Below are 14,222 nucleotides of genomic sequence, written 5' to 3' on the forward strand. Positions count from 1 at the left end.
TCCCTTCAGGCGATCCCCAGATATGTCCTCTTCAGTTCTTCATCCCGCACCAGCTCTTCCATGCGGCCGTTTTGGACCGTCTTTCCGTCGTCAATCAGTGTGTACGTATCGCCGACCCCGGCAGCCATCGAGAAGTTCTGCTCGACGAGGACGATCGTGGTCTGCTTTTTCATCTCCCGGATCGCTTCCATGACGGATTCGATCACAATCGGGGCGAGTCCCTTGGATGGTTCGTCGATCAGCATGAGCCTGTTGTCATTGACGAATGCCCTCGCCATCGCGAGCATCTGCTTTTGGCCGCCCGACAGATGGCCGCCTTCCTTTTTCCAGAACTTCTTCAGGTCCGGGAACAGGGTCAGGACATAATCCTGGCGGGCCATTGCAGCCTCATCCTCCTTGCGCATTGCGACTTTCAGGTTTTCCTCGACGGTTAGCGTTGTGAAAACCGCCTGGTCTTCGGGCACGTAGCCAATGCCCCCGTTCGCTACAGAAAATGTCGGCAGCTTCGTGATGTCCTGCCCGTCATAATGGATCGTGCCTGATGAGGCCGGGTTAAGTCCCATGATCGTCCGAAGTGTTGTTGTCTTCCCCGCGCCATTCCGGCCGAGCAGCACGGTAACCTCGCCCTCTTCAGCTGTCAGCGAAACACCCTGAAGGATGTGGTACTGTCCGATATGGGTGTGGACGTTCTCAAGCGTGAGCAGTCTGCTCATGGGGCATCCCTCCCAGGTAGGCATTTTGTACGGTTTCATTCTGCATGATTTCTTCAGGTGTCCCGTCTGCCAGGAGCTGTCCGTTGAACAGCACCATAATCGAGTCCGAGAGATCCAGGATCATGTCCATCTTGTGCTCGATCAGGAGGACGGTTTTATCCCCGCCTTCCTTGATTTTCCGGATGACATTCAGAATGGACGGCACTTCTTCCAGTGACATCCCTGCAGTGGGTTCATCCAGAAGCAGCACTTCGGTATCAAGTGCGAGCAGCATGGCAATTTCCAGCTTCCGCTTCTCACCGTGGGAAATCTGGCTGGCGATGGCGTCCGCCTTGCCGTCAAGAAGGACGGTCGATAAGATCTCCATCGACTCTTCCGTGAATTTCTTATAGGAACTGTAGTGGCGGAACGGGTTATACCGGACCCCTTCCCTCGACTGGACCGCCAGCCGTACATTCTCCAGTACGGTCAGGTTCGGAAATACGTTCGTGATCTGGAACGACCGCCCGAGGCCCAACCGCGTCCTTTCAACAGGAGACAGACTATCGATCAGCCGGCCCTTGAAGTACACACTGCCTTCCGTCGGCTTCAGTTCGCCGCTGATCAGGTTGAAAAAGGTCGTCTTGCCCGCACCGTTCGGCCCGATCACCGACTTGAATTCTTTCGGCGGCAGGGTGAAGTTCACGTGGTCAACGGCGGTATGTCCGCCAAATCGGATCGTCAGGTTTTCTGTTTGCAATATCGGTTCCATATCTGAATCCTCCCCTCAATTGTTCCGCCCTTCCGGACGCACGCCGGAGTGGTGTGCATCCGGAAAGGCGGGACGGCGGGTGCCGTCTGCTTTCCGTCTTTCTTTCCGGGAGCCCAATCAGTTCATGATCGGAGGCTCGGTCTCCTCAGGCGAGAGTTCGCGGATCAGCACAGGCACCGGATACGGGACCCCTTCCTGCTGTTCCAGCTTGATCGCATAAAGGGTCTGCAGCGCCTGATGGTCTTCTTCACGGAAAGTCATCGTGCCTTTCGGCGTTTCAAACGACATGCCTTCCATAACCTCAATCAGCTGGTCTGCATCCGTTTCCCCTTCCGTCTGTTCGAGTGCTTCTACGATGGCGATCGCAGCCGACATGCCGCCCGGCGTAAATAGGTCAGGCACTTCACCATCAAAGCGGTCCGTGTGTTCCTTGACGAGCCAGTCGTTCACTTCGTTGTCAGGCAGTGTGTGGTAGTAAACCGAGAACCCTTCCATGCCAACAAGCGGTTCCATGACGGACAGTGCCGGAATGTCCGGTGCACCGGTGGAAATCTTGATTCCTTTTTCCTGAAGCTTCATGTCGGAAATCTGGTTCCAAGGGGAGTTCGCGCCTGCCCAGACGACGAACAGGTAATCCGGATCCGACTCGATTATTTTCTGGAGGTTCGCCGTGAAGTCGGTGGCTGCCGGATCGGCATACTCTTCAAGGACGATCTCCGCGCCAAGGTCCTCTGCAGCGTTCTTGAATGCCTCCACACCATCCCAGCCGAACGAGTAGTCCGGTGCGAAAGTCGCGATCTTCACGCCTTCACCGGCGATCGAAGCCGCTCCCGCCACAGCGTCCTGCGAGGAGTTCCTCGCCGTGCGGAACAGGTACTTGTTGAACTCAGAGCCGGTGATGCTGTCAGCGACCGCCGGCTCGACGATCATAACTTTTTCATACTCTTCCGCGAGCGGCAGGACCGCGAGCGTGTCACCGGAGCTGGACGATCCGACAAGGAAGTCCACTTCATCTTCCTCGAGGAGCTTTGTCGCTTTCTGAACAGCTACTTCCGGCTTGGTTTCCGTATCTTCGTAGACCACTTCGATTTTCTTGCCGTTGACTTCCATCGATCCGTCGGTCGCATATTCCAGACCGAGGTCGAATCCTCGTTGTGTCTGCTTTCCGTACGACTCAAGCGCGCCGGTCAATGAGGCCAGGACACCGACCTTGATCGTTTCATCGCTGCCGCTACCTTCCACTTCATCGGCACCGCTGTCCGAACAGGCTGCCGAAAACACCAGCACACATGCGAGACTGAGCAAACCTGCAACTCTCTTCAACTTGCACTCCTCCTCCGCTGTTTTGTAAACGCTTTCTGAACTGTCTACATCATAGATCGAAAGAGTTGCAAATGAGTTGCAGACACCCACACGAAGATGGGTGTCTGCGAGCAAAAGCGTAGCGGACGATCTTCTGCGAGCATAAGCGATAGCGTTGCGGAGCATTGCGGAGCACAAAGACGAAGATTGGCTGCTGCGTGCAAATGCGAAGCGTTGCGGAGCACAAATACGAAGATTGGCGTCTGCGAGCAAAAGGCGGTAATTTCGTCATTCATCCTTCCAGTCTCGTCATTCAACAGGTTAATCTCGTCATTCGACCGGGTAATCTCGTCATTCGCGCCCTGCATTAGGATGAATGACGAAATCAGGACTTCGAATGACGAAACTGAGCCTCCGAATGACGAAACTAGCACCGCGAATGACGAAACCGCCATAATGCGCGATCATCTTCCACCGCCGGATAAAGTTCTTCCATAGACATCAGCCCGGCAAGCTTGCTCCAAAGTGAATCGCAGGTCAGCCTCACGCCCCCCGCCACCGCTTTCCCGCATGACAAAAAACCTCCCCAAATCCCCTTCGCCCAAAGCTAATGCGAAGCAGATTCGAGAAGGTTCGGATCCTTCTTTTTAATCAGCTATTTGAATATGCTCATGTTTCTTCTATAAACTCTTCATTCGTTTCGGTTGCTTCCAGGACCATTTCGTACATGCGGATGGTCGGCTCCATCGGTTCGATGCCGAGCTCGCGGTCGAAGACGTCCCTGCACCGTTCAAACCAGCGAATGGCACGGGACCGCCTGCCCAGCCGGTAGTTGGCATAGATCAGGAGGCGGTAGGCTTCTTCCCTCGTTTCATCTGCCTCGAGGAGTTTTTCGGACCAGCCGATGACTTCATCGTATTCTTCGAGCCGGGTGCAGGACTGTGCCAAACGCTCCATCACGTCCAGCCGGAGCCGGGCATGGCTTTCCCGTTCCGTTCGGATCCAGTCTGTCGCGGGCTTTTCTCCGAACAAGACGCCGCCATATCGGTATATCGCTTTTTCGAGCTTTTCTTTTGCGTCTTCCGCCCGCCGTTCACGGATGCCCGCTTCTGCATATTTCCTGAACAGCTCGACGTCCGTGACCAGACTGCTTTCAGGATTCAGCCGGTACATCGTCTTCCGCCGACTGATGAAGAAGGGCTCCTCACGCGCATTCCGGTCCGGTTCCAATACTTTCAGAAGCGCGTTCAGCGCCACCTTGAAATCCCGGTCGGCCGACTTCTCGTCCGCATCCGCCCAAAGCGCATGCAGCAATTCCTCTTTTGGGATATAGCGGTCCCGGTTCAGACACAAGTAAGCGAGGAGTTCCTTCGATTTATCCCGCTTCCACTCCCTGTCCGGTACTTCACGGCCATCCCGGTACAGGATGAACGGCCCTGACAGCCGGACAAACAGGTTATGGACGGGATACCTCACACCGGTCTCCGTTCCGGTGATTTCTGCCAGACGTGCAGCCGATCCCGGACTTTCAGCTGCGGCAGCACGGGCGATCATGGCCTGCATGGTTTCCATCCCCACTGGCGCCATTAATGTTCTGCGTCGGATAAAAAACTCGTAGCCGTGCTCCGTCAGCAAACGGCCGAACTCTTCAAAATCCGAGTAAAATCGCACTTCATCCCCATTGCGGAACGCCGAGTGCGCCATCCAGAACGCCGATGCCATCCTGCCAAATGTATCTCCGCTCCTGATGAACAGCGAGCGGGCCTTTTCGGCCGCGTCGCCGGACAGCCCCCATTCCTCCATCCGTGCACGGATCACCGAGATGCCAATGAGTATGATGGCCGACAGCCACTGATCATCGACGGATTCTGTCTCGGCAAGCCCCTTTTCCGCACAGGAAAGCGCCTCGTCAAACCGACCTTCCGAAGCCCGCAGCATCGCGAGACCCAGATACGCTTCGGCCGTTCCACGGGTGACGTTCAGCTCTTCCATGATGCCGATGGCGTCCAGATACAGCCGTTCAGGGGTCCGGAGGTCATACGGATCCTCCAGAAATTCCGCATGGCCTTTCCGCATTCTCGCCACCGCGCCGACAAATGCCGACTGCTTGCCACGAATCCCTTTGCCGGCGGCTTCTTTCGCCCGCTCAGCCTCCCCCTTAAGGGAATAAATGAATGAAAGGAGTAGATCCGTTTCCCGGTGTGAGTCAGGGAGATGGGCTGTGTTGCCTGTCCGCTGTTCCAGAAGACCAAGTGCATCATCAAGCCTTCCTCTCCGCAGAGAAATCCGCACATCCAGATTTCCTTCAGAAAGGATTGTGGCATCGAGCCGGGCATCGGCGGCCCAGGTTTCCGCTTCTTCCGCCTTGCCGAGGTTTACGAGGTTTTCCGCGTATTGCCGTTTCAGGCGGTCCATCGCTTTTTGGTCCGTCCCATCACCGTTTTCGGCTTCCACGATGGCTTTCCGCAAAAACGGTTCGGCGCTTCCCGGCTGAATGGTATCCAGATAAATATGTGCGATGCCAGCGTTTGCCCGGCTGACCATAACCCGGTCCCCCGCCGCTTCGGCCAGCTTCGCACAGCGCAAATAGGACTGCTTTGCCTTTTCATAAAACGCCCGGTAGCGGAAACATTCCCCCTCATGGCAGTACAGGCCATACCATGTCTCCTTCACCTGAGCCGGCAAGGTTTTCAGGCGGTCGAGCAGCCAGTCGAACTTGCCCTCTTCCACCACCTCATGCGCATATGCATCAAGGAAACTCGCGAAGAAAACCGGATCTCCTGACTTTTCCGCATGGTGCAGTGCCTGGATCGTTTCGCCGCGCTCCGCGCAAAAACGGGCGGCCTTTTTCTGCAATTCTTCAAATCTTCCAGGCTGGATGTCGTTCCATTTGTTTTCCAGGAATTGCTGAAACAGGGCATGGAACCGGTAAGAGCCGGAGCCAAGCGGCTGGATGAACACATGACGTCGGGACAGGTCATCCAGCTTTTCTGCCCGGGCCTCACCGTAAAATGCCCGGATCAGGGAATCTGAAAAAGCGGGAAAGATGCTGAACTCCAGCAGGGCCTTTTGATCATCTGCCGGCATCCAATGAAAGACATCCTCAGAAAGATAGGAAAACAGATCGGCCAGAGCCGGCTTCAGAATCGGCTCTTCCCGCTCCTGTCCGTCCCGGACCTGGTCGGCCATGAGCCGAACGGCGATCGCCCATCCTTCCGTGAGCGTCAGAATCTGATCAGCCACCGCAGCGTCCAGCCTGCGGCCGAAATAATCCTCAAAGTATACTTCGATCTCATCCCTGCTAAATCTGAAGATCTCTTCCCCCACTTCGGACAGGCGGCCGGAAAGTTTGAGCTTCGGCAGCACCGACCATTTCGGCTTCATCCGGGATGCGACGACCACCCGGATCTGCGGAGGGAGAAACTCCAGCACCTTCTCCATGAAATAGTCGATTTCAAACACATGGTCGACATGGTGGAAGTCATCGATGACAATGGCGAATGGCTCCCGGATTTTCATCAGCTCATTGACGAACGCACCCGGAATTCCCGCAACCGCCCTGCCGGGAGCCGGTTCGTTCCCTCCGAATGCCGCTTCCGGATCAAATGCCGGATCCGACAGCTGGATGCTCCGGAACAGATGACGCAGGAATGGAAGCAGGTCGTCGTCCTCCGAAGAAACGGTATACCAGGAATACCGGACCGATTGATCCGCAAAAAACCTGGCCAGTCCCGAGCTTTTCCCGTACCCGGCTCCGCCGTGGACAATCATCGTCTGCGCATCCAGCCCTTTCCGGAATGCGCGATTCAGACCGGCTCTCGGCATATAGGATGACGGCGGCACCGGCGCAATCAGTTTGGTCATGATCAGCTCCTGTTCCGACATTCTGCTTCCCCCTTTCGTCTTGGTCCTTTCATCGTAACACAACAATTATTTGAATTAAATGACATCTTTATAGCCGGGCCTATTGCCAGAGATACTAAAAGCCGGCCCTATAAAAGGACCGGCCGGTAAGCCTGTTACTGATTGGTCTGGTTTGCGATCTCAATCGCACGATTGGTGCCTTCGACCGCCTCATCAAGAACCTGTTGCGGATCGGCGCCCTGATAGAGATTTTCAAGGGCGGTGACTATCTGCTGACGGGATTCAGGGAAGACCGAGATGAGCGCTCCCTGTGTGACAACGGATGGCTCTGTATCCTGGAGCTGGTTGACCGTCACCTGGAACTGCGGATATTCGGCCCACTTCTCCTTCACGATGTCCTCCTCATAGGCATCCGGATTGATGGCGAAGTAACCGGTGTCGAGATGCCATTTCGCCTGGATTTCCGGAGTGGTGAGATACTTCATGAATTCCCATGCGGCCTGCTGTTCTTCGTCCGCGATCCCCTTGGACATCCAGAGCGACGCGCCGCCGATGATGACACCATGGCGTTTTACTTCATCGGCATGCGGGATGTACGCCGCGCCGACTTCAAACGGCGAAGATTCGATCGCATTGGCGATGCCGGCCGATGAATCCATGTACATCGCTACTTTGCCAGACGAGAATGCCGCACGGATGTCGTCCCAATTTGTTCCGAAGTTGCCGAATGTGCCTTCCTTATTCATCGTATCGAGGAAGCGGAAGACGTTCAGCCCTTCCGGACCGTTGAAGACGGCTTCGGTCGCATTGCCTGCGCGGCCGTTTTCTTCGTTCACATAAAGGCCGCCCTGTGTCGCGAGCAGTTCCTCAAAGAACCAGCCGTAAGTCAGCATCGAGAATCCGTACATCTCATCAGTCTTCAGCTGGGAAGATGCGTGGATGACGTCTGCGAAAGTTTCCGGTGCCTTTTCAGGATCGAGCCCTGCCTCGCGGAATGCGTCTTTGTTGTATAGGAGGACCGGTGTCGAGGAGTTGAACGGCATCGAATACAGTTCACCATCAACCGAGTAGTAGTTCAGGATGTTTTCCTCAAGCTGGGACAGGTCATAGCCGTCCTCATCAATAAATTTCTGGACCGGCTCGATGTAGCCGCTGTCGATCATGTACTTCGTTCCGATTTCAAACACCTGCATGAGGGCAGGCGCGTCTTTCGTGCCTCCGATGCTGCGGAGTTTCGTGAGAAGTTCTTCGTAGCTGCCCTGGAATTCCGGTTTGACAACGTATTTGTCCTGGGATTCGTTGAAGCCCTCGGCAATGGCATCAAGCGATTCCTGGCCGCCGCCCGACATCGCGTGCCAGAACTCGATTTCCACTTTGCCGTCTTCATTCACCGCAGCTTCCTGCTGCTCCCCTTCTTCCTGGCTGTCCGCATCTGCATCCGTTTCGGGCGCAGCATCCGGATCACTGTTCGTACATGCCGCAAGTACCAGCATGACAAAAGCCGCCATCACCAATAAGCCAAACCGCCACTTTTTCATCAGATTCTCATCCCTCTTTCTTTTTTATGAGTAAATCCCACTCACTTCAGTGCGCCCTGCGTCAGTCCCTTCTGCAACTGTTTTTGTCCGAGGAACAAAAGCAGGAGGGTCGGAATGATCACGACGATGACCCCTGCCATCACCACCCCCCAATCGGTTGCGACTTCCTGGGACTGGAGCTGTTTGAGCCCGATCTGGACTGTCCGGACCGAATCATTTGTCGTGACGAGGAGCGGCCAGAGATACATATTCCATGTCGTCAGGAACCCGTAAGCCCCGAGTGTCACCAGGCTCGTCTTCGATACCGGAAGAACCACCCGACGGAAAAACGCGAACGGGCCGAGTCCCGCGACCTGCGCGGCTTCATGCAGTTCTTTCGGAATCGTCTTGAAGTGCTGCCGCAGCAGGAATGTGCCGAATGCCAATGCAAAAAACGGCAGCGTCAGACCTTGGTAAGTGTTCAGCCAGTTCAGGTTCTGGATGATGAAAAAGTTCGGAATCATCGTCGCTTCCCAAGGAATCATCATCGTCGAGATAAACAGGAAGAACACAAAGTCCCGCCCCTTGAACGGAATAAAGACAAAAGCATAGGCTGCAAGTGAGCAAACTGCAAGCTGGCCGAGCATGACTCCCGCCGAAACGATAAAGCTGTTCAGCAAGTAGTTCAGGAGCGGAAGCCTGTCAAACACTTTGATGTAGTTATCCAGATGGAATGACTCGGGCAAGAACTTCCCCTGCATGAGTTCGGGTCCCGTCATGAAGCTGATCAGAAATGCATAGACAATCGGGAAAAACAGCACGATTGCAGAAATCGTCAGCAGCGTGTAGAAGATCAGTTTTTTCGGAAGGCTCATCGTCACTGGTAATGCACCTTCCTTTCACCAAACTTAAACTGCAGGATTGTCACGACAAGGATGCACAAAAACAGGAAAACCGCCTGCGCACTGGCCGTCCCGAACTGATAGTTCACGAACGCCTCGCGGTAAATGGAGTAGACGATCAGATTGGTCGACTGCGCGGGCCCTCCCTTGGTCAGGATGTCGATCTGCCCGAATGACTGGAAAGCGTTGATCAGCGAGATCGTGATGATGAAAAATAAAGTCGGCGACAGCATCGGCAGCGTGATCCGCCTCAGCTGATAAAAATAGCCCGCACCATCGATTTTCGCGCTTTCATAAAGATGCTCATCGATGTTCTGGAGACCTCCGAGAAGAATCAGGAAGCTGAAGCCGGTATTCATCCAGATGGTCGAGATGGCGACCGAGAACAGAGCCCAGTCGGGATCCAAAAGCCACTGGATCTGGCCGATGTCGAACAGTGCCAGGAACCGGTTGAACATCCCGATGCTCGGGTGGAACATGAACAGCCATACGACAGAGGCCGCTGCGACTGACACACCCATCGTCGAAGAATAAACCGTCCTGAAAAATCCGATTCCCTTCAGCTTTTCATTGGCGAGCAGTGCAAGGAACAAGGCAATGACCACGCCGGCAGGCACGGTGTAAAGGACGAACAGGATTGTCGCTTTCGCACTGTTAAGGAACGCCGCGGACTCGAGGAGATAACGGTAGTTGTCCAGTCCGACAAAGACCGCCGCATCCCCCCTCTGGTCAGTCAGGAAAAAGCTCAGGTAGATCGTACGGAACATCGGATAAAATACAAAGACACCAAAAAGGATGAATGATGGCAGAAGGTAAAGGAGCGCCGTCCTGCCGCGCCTCGTGCGTGTCCATACACCCGGCCGCTTCTCAGCCGGCACTTGTGCAGCACCTTCCCGGATCGTGCTCACAGCGCTGCACCTTCCTTCGTGACAGTACGCTGCCGGTCAGCCGCCTTCCTGATCAAACGGCCGTCCTCCAGACTAAACAGGCAGGCTGAACCGGTGTCGACGGCGATCGGGATACGGTCACCCGGCTGGATTTGCCACTGGCCGTTCCACTTGGCCGTCCATTCCCCTTCTCCTGCGACAAAAGAAAAGACGGTTTCGTGCCCGAGCACCTCGACATTGGTGACTTCCGCATCGAACACCGGAAGTCCCTCTCCGGTTACAGGCGGCATGAGAAACTCCGGCCGGATGCCAAGTGTCACCCGCTCTTCGGCAATTTCATCAAGTGACCCTTTGGGCATGACGATCTCGGTCCCATTTGCCAGAACAAGCAGGCTGGCTTCCTTCCGGACATCCGCTGCCGCCAGGTTCATCGGCGGCGAGCCGATGAATGTTGCCACAAACGGGTTCGCGGGATGGTTATAGATCTCGATCGGGCTCCCGATCTGCTGGATCTTCCCGCTATGGAGGATCATGATCCGGTCCCCCATCGTCATCGCTTCCACCTGGTCATGCGTCACGTAGATCATCGTGATGCCGAGCCGCTTCTGGATGCGGCGGATCTCCGAGCGCATATGGGCACGCAGCTTGGCATCCAGGTTGGAAAGCGGCTCATCCATGAGGCAGATCGGTGCTTCGCTCACGATTGCACGGGCCAGTGCCACACGCTGGCGCTGTCCGCCGGATAGCTCACGGGGCTTGCGTTTCAGATAGTCGGTCAGTCCGAGCATCTCCGCGGTATCAAGCGCACGCTTTTTCCGGTCAGCCTTCGGCACTTTTTTGACATCAAGTCCGAATGTGATGTTTTCCTCTACCGTCAGATGCGGATAAAGCGCATAATTCTGGAAGACCATGGACAGGTCGCGTTTGCTCGGAGGCAGACGATTCGCTGTCTTTTCTCCGATTTTCAGTGTCCCTCCGGTGATTTCCTCCAGTCCTGCAATCATCCGTAACATCGTACTTTTCCCGCAGCCCGACGGCCCCACAAGCACAAAAAATTCTCCCGGCTCGATTGTCACATTAATGTTTGAGATGACATCCTTTTGCCGGTCATAGGATTTGGATACATCAATCAGCTCTACTTTTTTCAAGCAGGCAGTCCCCCTTAACAACAATAAACTCAGAATCTTCCGCCTAATCAAGTAACTCAATCGTACCGGAACATAAATGGAAAAACAATTGTTTTTCAGGATGGATTTTGTGTTTATGGTCGGTTACATTGAAATGAAACCAGGAAAGGCGGAACGTCTCATGAAAAGACCCCTGCTATACCTCTTATGGATGTGCCTTCTTGCGGCGGCTTCCTGCTCTCCGGAGGAAGAACGGATACCCGCAGCAGGTTACGCGCAGCAGGAAAAACCTGCTGCTCTTCCTGAGGACCGCTTCCTTACCATCGCCCACCGGGGAGCTTCCGCCTACCTGCCCGAACACACTCTTCCGGCGTACGCTCTGGCCGTCGAGATGGGCGCCGATTATATCGAACTTGATCTCCGGATGACTAAAGACGGCCGTCTGGCGGTCATCCATGACAACGACCTGGAACGTATTGGCGGAACCCGCGGTCAAGTAAGTGACAAGACGATGGACGAACTGAGGAACTTGTCTCCCGGTCCCGCATTTAATGAAGAAAATCCCGAACTTGCACAGACATCTTATGAACAGCTCTCCATTCCGGAACTCCGGGATGTACTCATCCGGTTCGGAACTGCTGTCAATTACTACATTGAACTCAAGGCTCCTCCGGAAGGCGGCGGGATGGAAGAAGCCGTAATCGGGGAACTCGAACGCTACGGCATCACAGAAAAATCCGGACAGCATGATCTGCCACCCGTCATTTTGCAGTCCTTCAGCGAAAAATCCCTGGTCCGCCTTCACAAGATGCGTCCGGAAATCCCGCTGATTCAACTTTATTCGTTCAAGGAGAATGCAGACCTCTCAACCGAAGACCTGAAGTATCTTCAGAGCTATGCTTCGGGAATCGGCATCCCGGCCGCTTCCGCGCATGCCGGATTTATCGAGAAGGTGGAGGGCTGGGAACTTGATGTCCACGTCTTCACGGTAAATGAGGAACAGGATATCCTCAGGCTGATCCGTATGGGAGCCGATGGGGTCTTCACCGACCGGCCGGATGTTGCCGGCCGCATCAGTTCCTCTGAATAGCGTATGTATAAAGTCTTCTAGATGCGCTGCAACGACTATCCTACCTTTCATATGTTTAGCCGAAGTTAAGAGCGTGTTCCAAATTGTAAAGATAGCCATTTTTTTCTCTTACCATTCTTTTAGTTATTCCCTAGTGCCTTGTCCCCTTGCCGACAGGGCCGAAAGCTACAGCAAGATCTATTAACCGCATGACGGATGATTCAATTTTCTGATAACCAATTGCAGGCCCCTCCTCCCTTTTTTATAGTGGATGAGAACGATCATATTTAGGGGGAGGGGTTTGTTTGTGTTAAAGAAGAAGTGGCCGGCATTTGTGCTGGGGATGACGCTGATCGCCGGGAGCTTCCCGGTGACGGCAAGCGCAAAGCCGCAGGGGGAAATCGACTATGACAGCTTTCCGGAAGTTGCGGAAGCGAACGGCGGGATGGTGGCGACCGCCCACCCGCTGGCGACCGAGATCGGCCGGGACGTCCTGAAAAAGGGCGGCAACGCGATTGACGCCGCAGTGGCCATCCAGTTTGCTCTGAACGTCACGGAGCCGATGATGTCCGGCATCGGGGGCGGCGGATTCATGATGGTCCATGACGGGGCGACCGGCGATACGACGATTGTGAACAGCCGTGAACGTGCCCCTGGGGGCGCGACACCGGATATGTTCCTTGACGAAAACGGTAACCCGGTCCCGTTTTCCGAACGGGTGATGCACGGAACATCCGTCGGTGTGCCGGGCACGCTTAAGGGTCTTGAGGAAGCGCTCGACCGGTGGGGCTCCCGTCCGTTGGAATCACTGATAGGCCCGGCGATCAAACTGGCCGATCACGGATTTGCAATCGATCCGGTTCTCGCGGAAGCGATTGAGAACAATGAAGAAAAGCTGAAGCGTTCCGCGGCGCGGGATGTGTTTTTCGATGAAACCGGAGAGCCTCTTGATGAAGGCGAGCTGCTTGTACAGGACGACCTCGCCAAGACACTGAAACAGATTCGCGCCAAGGGGACGGAAGCCTTCTATGAAGGACCGATCGCCGATGCCATCGCCGAAACCGTGCAGGAATTCGGTGGCTCGATGACACGGGATGACCTGGTCCGCTACGACGTAACAATCGATGAACCGATCTGGGGCAAATACAAAGGCTATGACATCGCCAGCATGCCGCCGCCAAGTTCCGGCGGGGTATTCCTTCTGCAGATGCTTGGCATCCTGGACGGTTTCGACCTTTCGCAGTATGACGTAAAGGCTTGGGAGAAATATCACCTCCTTGCTGAAACGATGCACCTGGCCTACGCCGACCGGGCAGTGTATGCAGGCGATCCGGAGTTTGTGGATGTGCCGGTAAATGGCCTGCTGGACCCACGCTATATCGAGGAGCGCCGTTCTCTGATCTCACTTGATCAGGTGAATCAGAATCCGGTGGCAGGCGACCCTTGGAAATATGAGAGCGGCGGTACGCCGACCGCGGCAGTCGCTCAGCCTGAAAATACGCAGTACGGTGAGACGACCCACTTTACTGTTGCCGACAAATACGGCAATGTCGTCTCGTATACAACGACGATCGAGCAGCTTTTCGGCTCGGGCATCATGGTGCCGGGTTACGGCATCGTCCTGAACAACGAACTCACCGATTTTGACGCCATTCCGGGCGGCGCCAATGAAGTCCAGCCGTACAAACGCCCGCTCAGTTCAATGACACCGACAATCGTCTATGAAGACGGCAAGCCGGTCCTTACTGTCGGCTCGCCGGGCGGCCCGACCATCATCACGTCGGTCCTCCAGACGATCCTTTATGCGATCGAGTACGACATGGATCTGAAGTCCGCCGTCGAGGAACCGCGCATCTATACAAACAGCCTCACTTCGTACCGCTATGAAGACGGCATGCCTGCGGATGTACGGGCTCACCTGAACAACATGGGCCACCGCTTCGGAGCTTCGCCGGTCACGATCGGAAACGTCCAGAGCATCCAGATCGACCACGAGAACGGTAAATTCCTCGGTGTTGCGGACTCCAGCCGGAGCGGATCCGCCGCGGGGATTGAACTGAAAGGGAAAAAGAAAGGCCAGCACTAATAGA

General features: G+C 55.1%; 10 protein-coding genes. 2 read left to right on the forward strand and 8 right to left on the reverse strand.

The genetic code is table 11. The features are described 5' to 3' along the window. Positions 1-5 precede the first annotated feature (5 nt). The 8 genes from BMX91_RS02550 to BMX91_RS02590 all read right to left on the reverse strand — a co-directional run bounded on the left by BMX91_RS02550 (position 6) and on the right by BMX91_RS02590 (position 11,084). Complete coding sequence (locus BMX91_RS02550; RefSeq protein WP_092049573.1) at positions 6-713, reverse strand: ABC transporter ATP-binding protein; 708 nt, start codon at positions 711-713, stop codon at positions 6-8. Beyond that, entirely contained in the window at positions 691-1,464 is a 774-nt protein-coding gene (locus tag BMX91_RS02555) for an ABC transporter ATP-binding protein (protein ID WP_092049575.1), read from the reverse strand. The genes BMX91_RS02550 and BMX91_RS02555 overlap by 23 nt, the downstream gene beginning before the upstream one ends. A gap of 117 nt (positions 1,465-1,581) precedes the next feature. Further along, entirely contained in the window at positions 1,582-2,787 is a 1,206-nt protein-coding gene (locus BMX91_RS02560; RefSeq protein ID WP_092049578.1) for a substrate-binding domain-containing protein, read from the reverse strand. Positions 2,788-3,435: 648 nt separating this feature from the next. Further along, complete coding sequence (locus BMX91_RS02570) at positions 3,436-6,651, reverse strand: BTAD domain-containing putative transcriptional regulator (RefSeq protein ID WP_092049583.1); 3,216 nt, start codon at positions 6,649-6,651, stop codon at positions 3,436-3,438. A gap of 134 nt (positions 6,652-6,785) precedes the next feature. After that, positions 6,786-8,168: an ABC transporter substrate-binding protein gene (locus tag BMX91_RS02575; RefSeq protein WP_092049585.1), complete on the reverse strand. Its 1,383-nt coding sequence runs from the start codon at positions 8,166-8,168 to the stop codon at positions 6,786-6,788. A 41-nt stretch (positions 8,169-8,209) separates the two neighbouring features. Next, on the reverse strand, positions 8,210-9,022 hold the full coding sequence (locus BMX91_RS02580; RefSeq protein ID WP_092050739.1) for a carbohydrate ABC transporter permease: 813 nt from the start codon (positions 9,020-9,022) through the stop codon (positions 8,210-8,212). A gap of 2 nt (positions 9,023-9,024) precedes the next feature. Then, positions 9,025-9,957: a carbohydrate ABC transporter permease gene (locus BMX91_RS02585; protein ID WP_092049588.1), complete on the reverse strand. Its 933-nt coding sequence runs from the start codon at positions 9,955-9,957 to the stop codon at positions 9,025-9,027. Continuing rightward, the gene (locus BMX91_RS02590; RefSeq protein WP_092049590.1) at positions 9,954-11,084 is read right to left on the reverse strand and encodes an ABC transporter ATP-binding protein; all 1,131 of its coding nucleotides are present in this window, start codon (positions 11,082-11,084) and stop codon (positions 9,954-9,956) included. The genes BMX91_RS02585 and BMX91_RS02590 overlap by 4 nt, the downstream gene beginning before the upstream one ends. 160 nt (positions 11,085-11,244) lie before the next feature. On the opposite strand from BMX91_RS02590, the gene BMX91_RS02595 reads away from it, so the two are divergent. Further along, positions 11,245-12,153 carry a glycerophosphodiester phosphodiesterase family protein gene (locus tag BMX91_RS02595; protein WP_177168234.1) on the forward strand — a complete coding sequence of 303 codons (909 nt, stop codon included), beginning with the start codon at positions 11,245-11,247 and terminating at the stop codon, positions 12,151-12,153. A gap of 322 nt (positions 12,154-12,475) precedes the next feature. After that, a complete protein-coding gene (ggt, locus tag BMX91_RS02600) occupies positions 12,476-14,218 on the forward strand; it encodes a gamma-glutamyltransferase (RefSeq protein WP_092050742.1) in 1,743 nt (580 codons plus the stop codon). Positions 14,219-14,222 lie beyond the last annotated feature (4 nt).

The sequence above is a fragment of the Bhargavaea ginsengi genome (genome assembly GCF_900109165.1).
Lineage (GTDB): Bacteria > Bacillota > Bacilli > Bacillales_A > Planococcaceae > Bhargavaea > Bhargavaea ginsengi.